This is a genomic window from Paractinoplanes deccanensis, assembly GCF_016862115.1.
In the GTDB taxonomy this organism is placed as follows: Bacteria; Actinomycetota; Actinomycetes; order Mycobacteriales; family Micromonosporaceae; genus Actinoplanes; species Actinoplanes deccanensis.
Genome location: NZ_BOMI01000002.1, coordinates 124,865 through 139,417, shown reverse-complemented (window position 1 = coordinate 139,417; position 14,553 = coordinate 124,865). Strand labels below are relative to the sequence as shown.

At 72.8% G+C, this 14,553-nt stretch carries 16 protein-coding genes; 8 read left to right on the top strand and 8 right to left on the bottom strand.

What is annotated here, in order from left to right:
- Positions 1 to 16: 16 nt before the first annotated feature.
- Complete coding sequence (locus tag Ade02nite_RS00690) at positions 17 to 139, bottom strand: ribosomal protein bL36 (RefSeq protein WP_127501833.1); 123 nt, start codon at positions 137 to 139, stop codon at positions 17 to 19.
- Positions 140 to 329: 190 nt separating this feature from the next.
- Between Ade02nite_RS00690 and Ade02nite_RS00685 the strand changes: the two genes are divergently transcribed.
- Together Ade02nite_RS00685 and Ade02nite_RS00680 are read left to right on the top strand one after the other, a co-directional pair.
- Positions 330 to 1,982 carry a S8 family serine peptidase gene (locus tag Ade02nite_RS00685; RefSeq protein WP_203759443.1) on the top strand — a complete coding sequence of 551 codons (1,653 nt, stop codon included), beginning with the start codon at positions 330 to 332 and terminating at the stop codon, positions 1,980 to 1,982.
- A gap of 485 nt (positions 1,983 to 2,467) precedes the next feature.
- The gene (locus Ade02nite_RS00680) at positions 2,468 to 3,106 is read left to right on the top strand and encodes a hypothetical protein (RefSeq protein WP_203759441.1); all 639 of its coding nucleotides are present in this window, start codon (positions 2,468 to 2,470) and stop codon (positions 3,104 to 3,106) included.
- Between the two features lie 299 nt (positions 3,107 to 3,405).
- Here the strand turns inward: Ade02nite_RS00680 and Ade02nite_RS00675 are convergent, their stop codons facing one another.
- Entirely contained in the window at positions 3,406 to 3,876 is a 471-nt protein-coding gene (locus tag Ade02nite_RS00675; RefSeq protein WP_203759439.1) for an NADPH-dependent FMN reductase, read from the bottom strand.
- A gap of 30 nt (positions 3,877 to 3,906) precedes the next feature.
- A complete protein-coding gene (locus tag Ade02nite_RS00670) occupies positions 3,907 to 4,416 on the bottom strand; it encodes a flavin reductase family protein (protein ID WP_203759437.1) in 510 nt (169 codons plus the stop codon).
- A gap of 294 nt (positions 4,417 to 4,710) precedes the next feature.
- On the opposite strand from Ade02nite_RS00670, the gene Ade02nite_RS00665 reads away from it, so the two are divergent.
- The 3 genes from Ade02nite_RS00665 to Ade02nite_RS00655 are packed head-to-tail and all read left to right on the top strand — an operon-like array spanning position 4,711 to position 7,251.
- Positions 4,711 to 5,226 (top strand): winged helix-turn-helix domain-containing protein, encoded by a 516-nt coding sequence (locus tag Ade02nite_RS00665; protein ID WP_203759435.1) that lies wholly within the window; start codon positions 4,711 to 4,713, stop codon positions 5,224 to 5,226.
- 14 nt (positions 5,227 to 5,240) lie between these two features.
- Positions 5,241 to 6,530, top strand: a complete 1,290-nt coding sequence (locus Ade02nite_RS00660; RefSeq protein ID WP_203759433.1) for an FAD/NAD(P)-binding protein — start codon at positions 5,241 to 5,243, stop codon at positions 6,528 to 6,530.
- 10 nt (positions 6,531 to 6,540) lie between these two features.
- Positions 6,541 to 7,251 (top strand): carbon-nitrogen hydrolase family protein, encoded by a 711-nt coding sequence (locus Ade02nite_RS00655; RefSeq protein ID WP_203759431.1) that lies wholly within the window; start codon positions 6,541 to 6,543, stop codon positions 7,249 to 7,251.
- Positions 7,252 to 7,315: 64 nt separating this feature from the next.
- On the opposite strand, the gene Ade02nite_RS00650 is transcribed toward Ade02nite_RS00655, so the two are convergent.
- On the bottom strand, positions 7,316 to 8,110 hold the full coding sequence (locus Ade02nite_RS00650; protein ID WP_203759428.1) for an alpha/beta hydrolase: 795 nt from the start codon (positions 8,108 to 8,110) through the stop codon (positions 7,316 to 7,318).
- 137 nt (positions 8,111 to 8,247) lie between these two features.
- On the opposite strand from Ade02nite_RS00650, the gene Ade02nite_RS00645 reads away from it, so the two are divergent.
- On the top strand, positions 8,248 to 9,216 hold the full coding sequence (locus Ade02nite_RS00645; protein WP_203759426.1) for a helix-turn-helix domain-containing protein: 969 nt from the start codon (positions 8,248 to 8,250) through the stop codon (positions 9,214 to 9,216).
- Here the strand turns inward: Ade02nite_RS00645 and Ade02nite_RS00640 are convergent.
- The gene (locus Ade02nite_RS00640) at positions 9,200 to 10,033 is read right to left on the bottom strand and encodes a helix-turn-helix transcriptional regulator (RefSeq protein ID WP_203759424.1); all 834 of its coding nucleotides are present in this window, start codon (positions 10,031 to 10,033) and stop codon (positions 9,200 to 9,202) included. The two genes, Ade02nite_RS00645 and Ade02nite_RS00640, sit on opposite strands and share 17 nt — an antisense overlap.
- 123 nt (positions 10,034 to 10,156) lie before the next feature.
- Between Ade02nite_RS00640 and Ade02nite_RS00635 the strand changes: the two genes are divergently transcribed.
- Positions 10,157 to 11,176: an NAD-dependent epimerase/dehydratase family protein gene (locus Ade02nite_RS00635; RefSeq protein ID WP_203759422.1), complete on the top strand. Its 1,020-nt coding sequence runs from the start codon at positions 10,157 to 10,159 to the stop codon at positions 11,174 to 11,176.
- On the opposite strand, the gene Ade02nite_RS00630 is transcribed toward Ade02nite_RS00635, so the two are convergent.
- Entirely contained in the window at positions 11,115 to 11,663 is a 549-nt protein-coding gene (locus Ade02nite_RS00630; RefSeq protein ID WP_203759420.1) for an RNA polymerase sigma factor, read from the bottom strand. The genes Ade02nite_RS00635 and Ade02nite_RS00630 overlap by 62 nt on opposite strands.
- A 42-nt stretch (positions 11,664 to 11,705) precedes the next feature.
- Between Ade02nite_RS00630 and Ade02nite_RS00625 the strand changes: the two genes are divergently transcribed.
- On the top strand, positions 11,706 to 13,040 hold the full coding sequence (locus Ade02nite_RS00625) for a serine/threonine-protein kinase (RefSeq protein ID WP_203759418.1): 1,335 nt from the start codon (positions 11,706 to 11,708) through the stop codon (positions 13,038 to 13,040).
- Here Ade02nite_RS00625 and Ade02nite_RS00620 read toward each other — a convergent pair.
- Positions 13,037 to 13,732, bottom strand: coding sequence for a hypothetical protein (locus Ade02nite_RS00620; RefSeq protein WP_203759416.1), 696 nt, complete (start codon positions 13,730 to 13,732; stop codon positions 13,037 to 13,039). The two genes, Ade02nite_RS00625 and Ade02nite_RS00620, sit on opposite strands and share 4 nt — an antisense overlap.
- An 88-nt stretch (positions 13,733 to 13,820) precedes the next feature.
- Entirely contained in the window at positions 13,821 to 14,435 is a 615-nt protein-coding gene (locus tag Ade02nite_RS48950; RefSeq protein WP_275409854.1) for a calcium-binding protein, read from the bottom strand.
- Positions 14,436 to 14,553: the final 118 nt, after the last annotated feature.

Sequence of the window (14,553 nt, the reverse complement as noted above, 5' to 3'; positions counted from 1 at the left end):
TCCGATCACCGCAAGGTCAGCCCTGGCGGCCGTTCCAGCGCGGGTTCTTCTTGTTGATCACGACCTGGCGGCCGCGGCGGCGGGTCACCACGCTGCCCGGCTTGCTCTTGAGCGATCGCAGCGAGTTGCGGACCTTCATGGGAGCTCCCTCTTTCCGCGCCGGCCTTGCGATTCGCCAGACGCGATGGTGACAACGCCCGGGGTGGGTGCCCTATTTCCATTTACGGACCGAGTGGTCCGCGATCTTGCGGCGCCCTCTCTTCGTTGCCGAACCGGAGTGATCGGCGGGCGCCCGTCAAGTGAGCGCGCCGTCGTCCGATCCCACGGCCATGCGCAAGCGAACCTTCGGGACCCTGGTCACCGCCGCCGTCGTCGCCGTCGCCGGCACGGCCGTCCCCGCCTCGGCCGCGGTCGCGGAGGGCCAGGTCATCGGCGCGGGCGCACCCGGCGCCATCCCCGGCCGCTACATCGTGACGCTCGACGCGAACGCCCCCGCCGGCGACGTCGCCGCGATGGCCGCCGGCGGCGACGGCGTCTTCGTCGCCGAGATGAGCGCGCGCCAGGCCCGCCGGCTCGCCGCCGACCCGGAGGTCCGCTTCGTCGAGCAGGACCGGCTCGTGCGCCTGGAGGGGACCCAGCGCAACCCCGGCTGGGGCCTCGACCGCATCGACCAGCGGCCGGCGAAGCTCTCGAAGACCTACACGCCCACCGACGACGGCAGCGCCGTGCACGCGTACGTCCTCGACACCGGCATCCGGACCACCCACGCCGAGTTCGCGGGCGGCCGGGCCACCTCCGGCTTCGACTTCATCGGCAACGACACCGTCGCGAGCGACTGCAACGGCCACGGCACCCACGTGGCCGGCACGATCGGCGGCACCCACTACGGCGTTGCCAAGAAGGTGCGCCTGGTTGCCGTCCGGGTGCTCGACTGCGCGGGCGAGGGCTCGCTGTCCCAGGTCATCAGCGGCGTCGACTGGGTCACCGCGAACGCGGTCAAGCCGGCCGTCGCCAACATGAGCATGGGCGGCGGCTACAGCCCCGCCCTGGAGGCCGCCGTCCAGCGTTCCATCAACGCCGGCATCACGTACGTGGTGGCCGCCGGCAACGAGAACGCGAACGCCACGAACAGCAGCCCCGCCGGCCTGCCCGCCGCCGTCACCGTCGGCGCGACGAACAGCAAGGACCGCCGCGCCGCCTTCTCCAACTACGGCGCGTCGCTGGACCTGTTCGCCCCCGGCGCCGGCATTCGCTCGGCGTACGCGTCCAGCAACACCGCCACCGCCCTCATGGACGGCACGTCGATGGCCTCCCCGCACGTGGCCGGCGCGGCCGCCCTGGCACTCGACGCGAACCCCGGCATGAGCCCGGCCCAGGTCCGCAACTACCTGGTCACCTACTCCACGAAGAGCAAGGTGAAGGACCCGCACGGCTCGCCCAACCGCCTGCTCTTCGTCCCGAAGCCGCCCGCCAGGCCCACCATCAAGTCGAGCACCGTCGTGGTCGCCGCCAACCGGGCCGCCACCATCGCCCTGTCGTCCAGCCGCAAGGGCACCTGGGCCCTCACCGCGGGCCGCCTGCCCACCGGCCTCAAGCTCTCCACCGCCGGCGTCATCACCGGCACGCCGACGGCCCGCGGCACTGCCAAGGTCACGGTCCGTCTCACCGACTTCGTGCCGTACGCCGTGACGAAGACCCTCACCGTGACCGTCCGCAACACGGTGCCCGTCATCAACCCGCTCACGTTCCCGCGGGCCACGGCCGGCGCTCCCTACAGCGCGACGCTCAGCGTGGCCGACGCCCGCACCGGCACGTGGTCGGTGTCGGCGGGCGCCCTGCCCGAAGGCTTGGAGCTGCTCCCCTCGGGCACCGTCTCGGGCACCCCGGCGACCGCGGGCAGCGCCACTTTCACGGCCGCCTTCGCCGACACCTGGGGCAACCGAGTGATCCGCACGCACACGATCGACGTCATCGACCAGTAGGACCGGCATCGCGGAGGGCCGGTCCCGCGCGGCCGCCCGACCTCGCTCTTGCCCAGATCGAAGCGAGAGGCATGCTGGTGATGGCAGAACACCGCCGGAGCCGGCCCGTCCAGCCCGTGCGGCACGCAGACGTAGGCCGACACCCGGTCATCCGGGCCGACGGAGTACCGAACCTTCTCGCGGACGTAACGACCGCAGTCGACCCGCTCGAGGCACTCCACCGCGAGATCGACCCGCGCCGGCGAAGGACCCAGGAACCTGCCGATCGTCGCGAGACTCCGCTGCCGCGTCACGACCGTGGATGATTCCACTGCCCGAGTGCTCCGGTTGGACGTCGCGGAGGTTCAACAGGGCGATGGTGGGCGATCCGACCATCCATGCCGGATCCGTCGAGTGGCCGACTTATTTGCACGATCTACTCATGAGGAACGGCTTTCTCACGGCGAGCATGGTCGGCACACGGCACGTCATCGTTCCCGTACGAGGTGTTGATCATCGCCACTCATGTGCCTTCCGAACGCCTGCGGTTCCTGGGCAGTCCGAAGTTCGCCGGAGGTGTCGCCGTCGTAGGCGTCGTCATTGCCCTGTTGGCCTACATCGGAGACGTGCAGGGGCGGCAGCAGCCTGATGTCGCTGGGCCCGTGGCGTCCGCCTCGGCTTCCGGCGTCGGCGCGGCGTCGACTGCCGCGTCGCCCTCCAGCAGCGCCGCTTCCACCGCCACGTCGCCGACGGCGTCGAGGGAAGCCGGCGGTACCGGTTCGTTCGAGTTGTCCACGCGCCGACTCGACGACCGGACCGTCGAGGTCGACATCACGCCGCCGGCCGACCCGGCTGAGGGCCGCGCCTACTGGTTCTTCGTCGAGGTCGACTGGCGCGACGGCAACACGGACTATTACCCGCGCGAGCAACTGACCAGTGACGCCCAGACCCTGACCGTCGCCATCCCACCGGACGCCACGCTGGACGCGGATCGAACCGGCCGTGTCTACGGGCTCACTCCGGCGCAGAGCACCGAGGCCGGCGAGCGTCTGAAGCGTCAGCAGACGACGAGACAGAACGACTTCTTCCCGAACGTCTTCGGCACCGCCGCGTCCGCGAGCGTGAAGCTGCCTTTCGGCGCATGAGCTGTCAGGCCGCGCGGGCCGGGAGGTGACGGGTCCGGCATCGTGATGATCTGCCACCGGCGAGGGCTCTTGTCCGCGACGCCGGCAGCTCGCCTGCGCCGGGCGATGCGCTCAGGCAGGCCGGCCCGTCCCGATCGACGACCGGGGGCACGGCATCGACGAGCGGGACGGGGGCCGGGTGCGGTGTGTTGCCCGGCTCGCCGTGGGCGGGGCGGTGCCCGTACGGCGAACCGAGCGCAACGGTACAAGCGACCGCTTTCAATGCGCTGTTACGGAGCTGAGTAAAAGCTGAAGATGTCTCACGCCGCGGGGTGGCCGGCTGCGTACTTCTCGGCGATCGCGGCCGCGTCGGGCAGGTCGGCCTCGATCACCGGCAGGCCGGGGGCGACGTCCGCGCCGAGCTCGGTGAGCAGCCGCCGGAGCAGGGCCTCGGCGGCGGCGGCCTGCGGGGCGACGCCGGCGGTGACCACGGGTACGGCGCGCTTGCCGGCCAGGGCTCGCGCGGGGAGATGGTCGAGCAGGACCTTGAGCACGCCGGTGTAGCTGCCCTTGTAGGTGGGGGTGGCGATGACCAGCACCTCGGCGCCCTTGATGGCTTCCAGGGCGGCGGCGGTCGCCTCGTCGCCGGGGGTGAGCAGGCCGGGGCCGAGCGCGCCGGCCTCGATGAGGGGTGTGGGCTCGCCCGCCAGGGCGTCACCGACGGCGCCGGCGAGCGCCGAGGTGCGCGAGCCCGCGCGGGGGTTGCCGGAAACCACGACGATGCGACTCATGACTCTCCTTGGTGAACGGGGTGCGCGGGCTCAGGCCGCGTGGCCGAGCTGGGTGTAGCGGCCGTCGTGGTAGACGAGCGGCGTGGCGCTGCGGTCCTCGTGGTGCCAGCCGTGCTCGGGGGTGGCCAGCACGATGGTGTGGTCGCCCGCCTCGACGCGCTGTTCGACGCGGCAGACGATGCGGGCGAGGACGCCGTCGAGCAGGGGCACGCCGCCTGGGCCGGGCCGCCAGGCGCCGTGGGTGGCGAAGCGGTCGATGTTCTTCGTCGAGAAGGTGCGCGCCACCTGCTCCTGCTCCTGGGTGAGCACGTGCACGGCGACCACGTCGGCGGCGGCGACGGCGGGCCAGGCCGAGGCGGTGTGCGCGAGGCAGAACGAGACCAGCGGCGGGTCGAGGGAGACGGAGGTGAACGAGGTGGCGGTGAATCCGGCGGGCGCCCGGCCGGGCGCGCCGGGTGCGGTGACGACCACGACGGCGGCGGCGTGGCGGCGCAGCAGCGCCCGGAAGAGCTCGGCGTCCACTAGCGAACTGACGGTCACGGGGGTCTCCTCACAAACGTCGCGTCCATCCTTTGAGATGGGGGACACGCATGGCCCCACCGTGCGTCCCGGCTGACCGTGATGTCAATGCGCTTCCCATATCCTAGTAAACCTAGGGGGAATAGTTGACATGGAGGGCTTGCGGCCCGCAGAGTCGGCCCATGTCCACGCTCACGATTTCTGCTCGGCAACCCTGTGACCTTGGACAACTTCCGCGTGTCTTAACCTATTGAGCAGATAGGAAATGTATTGTTAGCCCGGCACTCCGGCCGGCTCCGCACCCCAGGAGGACCCATGTCCGCGCTCGCCGTCGCTCACCCGCCCGTCCCGCGCTCCCGCATGGCCCGCCTGCGGCCGGTGCCCGACCTCGCCGAGCCGCCCGTCACCGTGACCATCAGCATCGCCGGGGGAGCGGGCGCCGGCCGCGACCGGGTCCTCGCCGCCCTGCGCGACCTGGTCGACGCGGCCGGACCGGCCGTCGCGGTGGCCGTCGAGCCCGCCGGCGCCGGCGCGGCCGGGCAGCTGCGGCTCGATCCCCGGGCGCGCACGGCGACCCGCGACGGCCAGCCGCTCGACCTCAGCCGCCTCGAATACGATCTGCTGCTCTTCCTCGCCAGCCACCCGCGCCAGGTGTTCAGCCGCAGCCAGCTGCTCGCCCAGGTGTGGGGGCACACGCACACCACCAACCGCACGGTCGACGTGCACGTGAGCCGGCTGCGCACCAAGCTCTCCGACCCCGAGGTCGTCACCACGGTGTACGGCCTCGGCTATCGTCTCGCCGACGACGCCGCTGTCGTCGTGTCTTCCTGATCGGGGTTCCCCACATGTCCAAGCGGACCGTTGCGGTCGTCGGCGGCGGTTGCGCCGGCGTGCTGGCCACCCGCGAGCTGCTGCGCGGCGGCGACGACCGGGTGGTGCTGATCGAGCCGGGCGAGCCGGGCGGCGGCCTGGCGTACGGCTCGGCCCGGCCGTGGCATCTGCTCAACTCGCGGGCCGGCGCGATGAGCGCCGACCCCGACGACCTCGGCCACTTCACCCGGTGGGCGGGCAGCACGCCCGACGAGTTCCGCCCGCGCGCCGAGTACGGCCGCTACCTCGAGTCGGTCTTCGCCTCGACCGCTTCGTCGTACGGTGACCGGCTCACCGTCCGGCGGTCGCGCGCCCGCGGCCTCGCCTCCGGCGGCGTCACCCTCGACGACGGCTCGACCGTGCGCGCCGACGAGATCGTGGTCGCCACCGGCAATCCGGCGCCCGCCCAGCCGGCGGCCCGGCCCGAGCACCCCGACTACATCGCCGACCCGTGGGCGCCGGGCGTGCTCGACGCCATCCCGTCGGACGTACCGGTGATGCTCGTCGGCGCGGGCCTCACGGCGATCGACGTGGCGCTCACCCTCACCGCCGACCGCGACCGCGACGCGCCCATCACGGCGGTCAGCCGCCGCGGCCAGCTGCCCCTCACCCACACCGAGGTGGCGGCGCCGCCGGTCGGCCCGGCCCTCGACGACTGCACCACGCTGCGCGACCTGGTCCGCGCGGTCCGCGCCGAGGCCGCCCGCGCCGGCGACTGGCGCGCCGTGGTCGACGGCCTGCGCCCCCGCCTCGACCAGCTCTGGACCGCGCTGACCCCCGGCGAGCAGGACGCGTTCCTGCGCCACCTGGCCCGCCCGTGGGAGTGTCACCGCCACCGCATGGCCCCCTCGGTCGGCGCCCGCGTCGCCGAGCTGCGCGCCGAGGGCCGCCTCGAGGTCCGCGCCGGCGGCATCCGCTCGATGACCGCACCACCCGCCGGCGGCCTGCTGGTCGAGCTCGAGGCCGGCGTCCAATGGTTCGGCGCCGTCATCAACTGCGCCGGCCCCGGCCGCCTGCCCGCCGCCGCCGGCTCCTTCGTGGGCAGCCTCCTCGACAGCGGCCAGGCCCGCGTCGGCCCGCACGGCCTGGGCCTCGACATCGACCAGACCGGCCACCTGATCGGCGCCGACGGCCGGGCCCGCGACAACCTGTGGCTGATCGGCCCGCTGCGCCGCGGCGCCCAGTGGGAGACGACCGCCGTGCCGGAGATCCGCGCCCAGGCCCGCGTGCTGGCCGGCAGCCTGACGGCGGCGGTCCCGGTCTAGGCTGCCTTGCGTGCGGATCGCGGCCTGTCAGACGCCGGAGATTCTCGGCGACGTCGAGGCCGCGCTGTCGTGCGCCGAGGGCTTCGCCGCCTGCGGCGCCGACCTGCTGCTCTTTCCCGAGGGCTTCCTGCAGGGCTACCTCGTCACCGACGAGCACGTGCGCGACCACGCGCTCGCCCTCGACTCCCCGGACTTCGCCGCGATCCTGCGGCGGCTGGCCCCGCTGCGCCCCACCCTGGTGCTCGGCCTGCTCGAACGCTCCGGCGCCCGCTTCCACAACACCGCCGTGGTCGTCCGCGGCGGTCACCTGCTCGGCGCGTACCGCAAGACCCACCTGGTGCCCGGCGAGAGCATCTTCACCCCCGGCCACGACTATCCCGTCTTCGACCAGGACGGCGTCCGCTTCGGCGTCAACATCTGCTACGACACCCGCTTCCCCGCCGCCGCGGCCGCCGTCGCCGCCCAGGGAGCCCAGGCTCTGCTGGTGCTGTCGCAGAACATGATGCGCCGCCCCGCCGCCGCCCACTGGAAGCACCGGCACAACGCCATCCGAGCCGGCCGGGCCCGCGAGACCGGCATGTGGCTCATCTCCGCCGACGTCACCGGCGAACGCGGCACCGACCGCGTCGGCTGGGGCCCCACCAGCGTCCTCGACCCGTCCGGCAGGCTGGTGGCCCAGGTCCCCCTGATGACCACCGGTTACGTAGAGGCTGACATATGACCCGCGTGCCTGGCCTGCCCGGAGCGGCCGTTCGACTACCGCTTCGACTGCTCCTGAGCGGTGGTCAGCGGGCGTGGGCCAGCGCCCAGTCGAGGGCGGCGTCCGCGATCTGCTCCCAGCCGGGCTCGGCGCAGGTCCAATGTGAGCGGCCGGGGAACTCGCGGTATTCGGTGACGGTGCCCTCGGCCTTGTAGTGGTGGGCGTTCGACTTGTTCACCGACGGCGGCATGATGTGGTCGGCGCCGCCGGCTATGAAGAGCAGCGGGGCGCGGTCCTTGTTGTGGAAGTCGACCCACGTCTCCTGCTTGCCCGGGGTGAAGTTCGCCAGCAGGCCGTACGACCAGACCCAGCTGCCCGGCGCCGGGATGGCGTAGCGGTCGTACGAGGCGCGGCTGTCCTCGGCGGACAGGGTGTTCGCGAAGGCGTAGTGCCACTGCTCCGGGGTGAACCCGGCCGCCTGGTGACGCTTGGCCGGGTTGTTGAGGATCGGGAACAGCGACTTGATCTGCGAGGGCGGGTTGACCCGGATGCCCTCCGGCGGCGCCGAGTCGATCACCACGCCGGCGGCGCCGTGGCCCCGGTCGAGCAGCAGCTGGGTCAGCGTGCCGCCGAACGAGTGGCCCATGATGATCGGCTTCTCGGGCAGCGCGGCGATGACCTTCTCGAGGTGGGCGACGGTCTCCGGGACGGTGACCGAGGCGATCGGCGTGGGGTCGGCGCGCAGGGCCTCCACCTCCACCTCGAAGCCGGGGTACGCGGGCGTCCGGACGGTGTGGCCCTTGGCCTCGTAGTACGGCACCCAGTGCTCCCAGCTGCGCGGGGTCACCCAGAGGCCGTGGACGAGAACGATCGTGCTCATGCTTCGTGCTCCTTCGCGTCAAGCTGCCTTGATCGCGAATGTAGGTGGCCGCCCGGCGGACAAGTGGGTCCGTGCGTGCGACTTCCGGGCCTGCTGTGCAAGCTTTACGCTCGGGTCCGCACGGACGGAGTCGACGCATGGCCGTTGTTCTGGACACCACCGGGCTGCCGTGGCGGGAGCGGGCAGACGCGCTGTGCGCGGCGCTGTCCACCGCGGGGGCCCTCGCCACCGTTTCGGCGCCGCCCGGCTCGCGATGCCGCATCAGCAGCTGGGCGCTGGGCCCGGGCGCGACGCTGCTGCAGACGGTGACCGACGGGCACCGCATGGCGAGAACCAGCAGGCATCTGCGGTCGGACGATCCCGAGCAGATCTCGCTCGGACTGCCACATTCCGGGTCCGTACGGCTGGCGCACCGCGACACGAGGCGCGGCGACCGGCTGGGCGAGCTCCAGCTGGTCGACCTGACCTCGCCGTACGCGTTCTTCGTCGACGGGCCCTCCACCAACCAGGCGGTGATCCTCGACTACCGCGCTCTGGGCCTGAGCGTCGACACGGTGCGCTCGGCGATTCCCCGGCTGGAGTCCAGCCCGCTGTACCCGATGGTCCAGCGGCACCTGCGCGACCTGCCGGCGGTGATCGACACGATGCCGCCCGGTCCCGCCGTGTCCATGGTGGCGTCGGCCACCACCGACCTGATCCGCGCCCTGATCGCCTCGGCCGCCCCGCACCAGGACACGTCGACGGCCGACGCCGTGAACCGGACGCTGTTCGCCCGCCTGACCGCCTTCATCCGCGCCCACCAGCGCGACCCCGACCTGAGCGCCGCCCGCCTGGCGGCCGCCCACGCCGTCTCGGTCCGCGCCGTCTACGCCGCGTTCGCCGGCCAGGGCGAACAACTCGCCGAGTGGGTCATCCGCGGCCGCCTCGAAGGTGCTCGCGCCGACCTGGCCCGCATGCCGCCCACCGCCGGTTCCGTCGGCCGGACCGCGCACGCGTGGGGTTTCAAGGACGCCCGGCACTTCGCCCGCCGCTTCCGCGACGCGTACCGGATGAGCCCCACCGAATGGCAACAGCTGAGCGCGGCGGACACTACGCGGGAGCGATGATCTGCTGGAGGCCGAGCGTGGCGAGCAGGTCGAGTTTGCCGCGGGCGTCCGTGCCGGGGCGTGCGGTGTCCACGACGATGCGCAGGTTCGTGCTCTGCGTGACGAGGACGTTGGAGACCAGGGCGATGTCGCCCACCTCGGGATGGACGACGACCTTCTGGGCGCTCTGGTGCTCGCCCACCGATCGCAGCGCCCACAGCTCGCGGAAGCGGGGGCTGCGATCGAGCCGCGCGATCAGGGCCGCGACGCGGGGGTCGGCCGGGTAGCGGCTGCTCGTGGCGCGCAGGTCGGCGACCAGGGACTCCTCGAAGGCGGCGCGTTCGTCGGCGGTCTGCCGTAACCGGGTCGGTGCCTTTTCGAACTGGGCGATGAGGGCGTTGCGGTCGTCGTCGGGCAGGCTCGTGGGGTCGCCGAAGGTCGCCGCGAACAGTGGGTTGAAGTGCAGCAGCTGCCAGGCGGCGTCGCAGACCATGACGGGGCTGCCGGCCAGCTGCTCCACGATGCGGTGCACGCTCTCCGGGACGAGCCGGGGGACCAGGGCCGGGTCCTGGGCGTGGCCGGCCAGGCGGAAGAGGTGGGCCTGCTCGTCGTCGGAGAGCTGGAGGGCGCGGGCGAGCGACGCGCAGACCTGCGCCGACGGCGTCGACGCGCGGCCCTGTTCGAGGCGCACCACGTACTCGGGGGAGATGCCTGCCAGCTGTGCCAGCTCACCGCGTCGTAGGCCGGTGACCCGCCGCGGGTTGTTGCGCGCCACGCCCACGGCCGCCGGGTCCAGGCGGTCCCGCCAGGCCCGCAGCGCGACTCCGAGCTCGTTCATGCGCCCATGCTGCCGCATCGCCGGCCGGCGGTGGGTGGTACCGGCTGTACCAGGAAGACCTGTGGCTCCCGCGCGGCCGCCACACGAACGCACGATGAGGCTCACCGAGAAACGGGAGCTGGCATGGACGTCTTTCTCACCGGCGGCAGCGGGTTCGCCGGGCACCACCTCATCAGCCGCCTGATCGCGGACGGGCACACCGTGTGGGCGCTGGCCCGCAGCCCCGAGTCCGCGCGGCGCGTGTCGGAAGCGGGGGCGAAGGCGGTCCGGGGCGACCTCGCCCGCCCGGACGAGCCGTGGCTGACGGTCCTGGGCAGGTGCGGCGCGGTGGTGCACGCGGCGGCGCGCATGGAGTTCTGGGGGCCGGACGCCGGGTTCGAGCGGGACAACCACCGGCCCACGGTCGCGCTGTTCGAGGCGGCCGCCTCCGCCGGCGTCGAGCGGTTCGTGCTGATCAGCGCCGCCGCCGTCTCGACGGACGGGCGCCGGGGGCCCGCCGTGGTGGACGAGGCGACGGCGACCGGGCGGCCGCTCATCGCGTACGGCCGGGTCAAGCTCGCGACGGAGCGGGCCCTGGCGGAGACCGCGACACCGGGCATGACGCTGGTGATCCTGCGCCCGCCGTTCATCTGGGGTCCCGGCATGACGACCCTCGACGACGTGGCCTCGTCCGGCCGGTTCGCCTTCATCGACAAGGGCCGTCACGTCATGGACTTCGTGCACGTCGGCAACCTCGCGGCCGCCACCTCGGCGGCGTTGCGGCGCGGCCGCGACCGCGGCGTCTACTACGTCACCGACGGCGCGCCGATGCCGATCCGGGACTTCTTCACGCCGGTGCTCGGGGCCCTGGGCGCCGACGTCAGCAGGGCGCCCAGCGTGCCCCTCGCCGTCGCCTCGCCGATCGCCCGCGTGCTCGACCTCGGTGCGCGGGCGCTGCGCCGGCCCACCCCACCGCCGCTGCACAACTGGCTCATCGCGATCATGGGGCGGGACCGGAGCTACGACATCGGCAAGGCCCGCACGGAGCTGGGCTACCGGCCGGAGGTCGCCTTCGCCGCGGGCCTGGAGCAGATGCGCGCCGTCAGAGCCCGGCCAGCAGGTATTGCCGGACCTGGCCGCGCGCCTGGTGGATCCGCGACTTGACGGTTCCCTCGGGGATGCCCAGGTGGGTCGCGATCTCCTTGTAGTCGAGCTGGCAGATGTCGCGCAGCACCATCGGCGCCACGAGCTCGGCCCTGGCGGCCTCCAGCCGTTCCAGCGCGTCCAGCAGGTCGAGGCGGGAGCCGGCGATGACGCTGGTGGTGCGCGCGTCGGGCACGTCGACGGGCATCTCGGCGTACCCCTGCTCCGCCGCCCTGCGCTTGAGGGCCCGGTACGTCTGGCGCGACCCGTTCGCGATGATCACGTGCAGCCAGGTGCTGAACCTCGAGCGCCCCTCGAAGCCGCCGATGTTGCGCGCCACCTGGAGCAGCACGTCCTGGCAGGCCTCCTCGGCGTCCTGGTAGCAGGGCAGGAAGCGGGAGCATCGCCGCAGCACGCTCGGCCTGATCTCGGCCAGCAGCGTCTCGAGCGCCGCCCGGTCCCCGGCCGCCGCGCGCCGGGCCAGCTCTTCGTGGTGTTCGTCTCGCACGCCGTTACCATCCCCCGATTCAAAGACGTTGATAATACGAGCGTGCAAGCACCAACCATGGCCGGCCGATACCGGATCAAGGAGCGGCTCGGGTCGGGCGCCTTCGCCACCGTGTGGCTCGCCGAGGACGACGTCCTGGAGTCGTACGTCGCCATCAAGATCCTGGCCGAGAACTGGGCGCATCAACCCGATGTGCGGGCCCGGTTCGAGCAGGAGGCCCAGGTGCTGCGCCGCGCCGACTCGGAGCGGCTGGTCCGGGTGCACGACTTCGGCGAGCTGCCCGACGGCCGTCCCTATCAGGTCATGACGTACGCCGCCGGCGGCACCCTCGCCGACCGGCTCGACCGCGGCCCCCTGCCGGTGCGGACGGCCCTGCGCATCGCGAGCGACATCGCCCACGCCGTGAGCGTGCTGCACGAGTCCGGTGTGCTGCATCGTGACCTCAAGCCGTCGAACGTCCTGTTCGACACGGTCCGGGGCGCCGAGCGGGTGCTCGTCGCCGATCTGGGCCTGGCGAAGGAGATCGCGCACGCCTCCGGGTTCACCGTGGTCGCCGGCACGCCCGGATACATGGCGCCCGAGCAGCAGCTGCCCGGCGGTGGCCTGGACGTGCGCGCCGACGTGCACGCGGTCGGCGCGATGACGTACCAGATGCTGACCGGCCGTCCCCCGCAGCCGGGCAAAGCCGCCGTACCTCCGTCGAGGCTGCGGACCGGTGTCTCGCGCGACGTCGACCGGGTGGTGATGCGGGCGCTGGACAGCGACCGCGGCCGTCGCTGGCCGTCCACCGCCGCCTTCGCGCAGGCCCTGGACGACGCCGCGAACGCCACTCCCAGCAGGGTCCTGCGGTTCCTGCGGCGCGGTGTCGGCACCGCAGCCGGGCTGGGAGCGCTGGCCTTCGCGGGCGGCGCGACGGTTGTGGACGGTACGCCGGCCGGCTGGATCCGGGTCGCCGACGCCGGCGGCACGCTGTCGGTCGCCGTGCCGGGGGAGTGGGCCGGTCAGCTGCGCGACGCCGGCTGGAACGCCGCCGGGCTGGGACTGCCCGCGGGCACCGAGCCGGGCCTCCAGGTCGGCGCCGACCTGCGGTCCGAGACGGCACCCGGCCTCTTCGCCGGGGTCAGCCGGTGGCTGGTGCCGGGCGCGAGGGCCGCCGTCCCGTCGCATCCCGGCTGCACCAGGGGCGGCGACCGGGAGCTCGCGGTGGCCGGGATGACCGGACGGGTCCAGCGCTGGACGGGCTGCCCGGACGGCGTCTCGTACAGCGAAGTGCTCCTGACCGAGGCCGGCAAGCCGGGGGTCTATCTGCAGATCCGCCAGGACGGTGGTGCCGACCGGACCGCTGAGGTGCTGGAGACGCTGCGGGTCAGGGTCTAGCACTTCGGCTGGTCGTGCTTGAGCTGCATGGCGGCGATGCTGCCGTGCACAAAGGTGAACTGGTAGTGGACGCCGGCGTACCTGTCCGACTGACCCGCGGTGGCGAGGCCCTCGCCCCAGGAGCTCTCCTTGTCGGTCGCCTGCCCGGTCAGGTCGGAGTAGGCCCGTTCCGCGTCGGCGAGCGAGCTGCCGATCCGGATGCCCTCCGGCGTGGCGACCTTGCCGAAGGCGGGGATCGAGACGACGCCCCGCGACGTGTAGCCGACCGTCGAGTCGCCCGCGCCCTCCAGGTTGAGGTACCAGCTGCCGCAGCCGTCCTCGCCCTCGCCGGCCACGACCAGGCCGGTGGCTTCCGCCTCCGCCCTGCTCATGCCGATCTGGAGCTTGCCGATGCCGGTCGGCCCGAGCACGTTCGCCGGCCCGATCACCCGGGTGACCTTCGCCTTCGGCGGGCTGCTGCTCGTCCTGGTGGTGGTGGCCGGTGGGCTCGGCGTCCGGGGCTTGGTGGAGGTTGGCGCCGGGGCGGACGTCGTGGACGGGGCCGGGCTCGTCGTGGCGGCGGGCGTGGCGGACGGGACCGGGGTGGCCGCGCCCACCGGGGAGGCCTCGCCCGCCACCTGCTGCGGCTGCTTGGCGCAACCGGCGGCCAGAGCCACACCGGCGGCCGCGAGGATCAGGATCGTGCGTCGCATGGTCGGGCCAACTCTCTGTACTGATCAATATGGTGGGCCGGCCGTACGAACGTACGGCCGGCCGGCCATGCGGTGTCGGGGCGGGTGGCTAGGCGATGCGGTCGTAGCCGGGGCCGCCGCGCAGCTTGTCCTTGCCGGGCCCGCCGACCAGACGGTCGTTGCCCGAGCCGCCGTGGAGGGTGTCGTTGCCGGATCCGCCGTAGATCGTGTCCCGGCCGGCGTCACCGAAGATCAGGTCGTTGCCACCGTTGCCGTAGATCTTGTCGTTGCCGCCGTCGCCGTAGATCCAGTCGCCGCTCGACCCGCCCCGGATCGTGTCGTTGCCGTGGCCGCCGAACGCGATCAGCTGGAGCCGGGTCCGGTTGGTGATGGTGTCCACCCCGTCGAAGGTCGACACCTGGACTTTCTCGGTGAGCTCGCCGACGCCGCAGAGCACCTTGGTCCGGTCGCCCTTGACGGCCTTGCAGCCGTTGCCGGCCCGGATCGGGAACCGGTCGTCGATGCTGATGTAGTGCCCCGGCGCGTCGGCGACGACGACCCGGTTGGCCTTGCCGTTGGCGGCCCGGAAGACGACCACGTCCCCGTCCCCGTCCGCGTCGGCGACGAGGTGGGCGACCCCGGTCGAGGCGGCCTGGGCGGGCGTGGCGAAGGCGGCGGTCAGGGCGGCCCCGACGAGCGCCGCAGCCAGGTGAATCTTGCGCATTGTGTTCCCCGTTCTCCTGTGTCGGTTCCTCCGACACCTGGTGCGATGCACCCCCGGCGGAGTCAGTTCGGGAATGAAGGTCACGACTGGGTAACGGCTCGTTGATGGTTGTTCGGCC

Excerpts from the sequence above, each read along its gene's own strand:
- Ade02nite_RS00690 (WP_127501833.1), bottom strand. The coding sequence starts at position 139 with ATGAAGGTCCGCAACTCGCTGCGATCGCTCAAGAGCAAGCCGGGCAGC.
- Ade02nite_RS00685 (WP_203759443.1), top strand. The coding sequence starts at position 330 with ATGCGCAAGCGAACCTTCGGGACCCTGGTCACCGCCGCCGTCGTCGCC.
- Ade02nite_RS00675 (WP_203759439.1), bottom strand. The coding sequence starts at position 3,876 with ATGAGTCGCATCGTCGTGGTTTCCGGCAACCCCCGCGCGGGCTCGCGC.
- Ade02nite_RS00665 (WP_203759435.1), top strand. The coding sequence starts at position 4,711 with ATGTCCGCGCTCGCCGTCGCTCACCCGCCCGTCCCGCGCTCCCGCATG.
- Ade02nite_RS00660 (WP_203759433.1), top strand. The coding sequence starts at position 5,241 with ATGTCCAAGCGGACCGTTGCGGTCGTCGGCGGCGGTTGCGCCGGCGTG.
- Ade02nite_RS00650 (WP_203759428.1), bottom strand. The coding sequence starts at position 8,110 with ATGAGCACGATCGTTCTCGTCCACGGCCTCTGGGTGACCCCGCGCAGC.
- Ade02nite_RS00645 (WP_203759426.1), top strand. The coding sequence starts at position 8,248 with ATGGCCGTTGTTCTGGACACCACCGGGCTGCCGTGGCGGGAGCGGGCA.
- Ade02nite_RS00640 (WP_203759424.1), bottom strand. The coding sequence starts at position 10,033 with ATGAACGAGCTCGGAGTCGCGCTGCGGGCCTGGCGGGACCGCCTGGAC.
- Ade02nite_RS00635 (WP_203759422.1), top strand. The coding sequence starts at position 10,157 with ATGGACGTCTTTCTCACCGGCGGCAGCGGGTTCGCCGGGCACCACCTC.
- Ade02nite_RS00620 (WP_203759416.1), bottom strand. The coding sequence starts at position 13,732 with ATGCGACGCACGATCCTGATCCTCGCGGCCGCCGGTGTGGCTCTGGCC.
- Ade02nite_RS48950 (WP_275409854.1), bottom strand. The coding sequence starts at position 14,435 with ATGCGCAAGATTCACCTGGCTGCGGCGCTCGTCGGGGCCGCCCTGACC.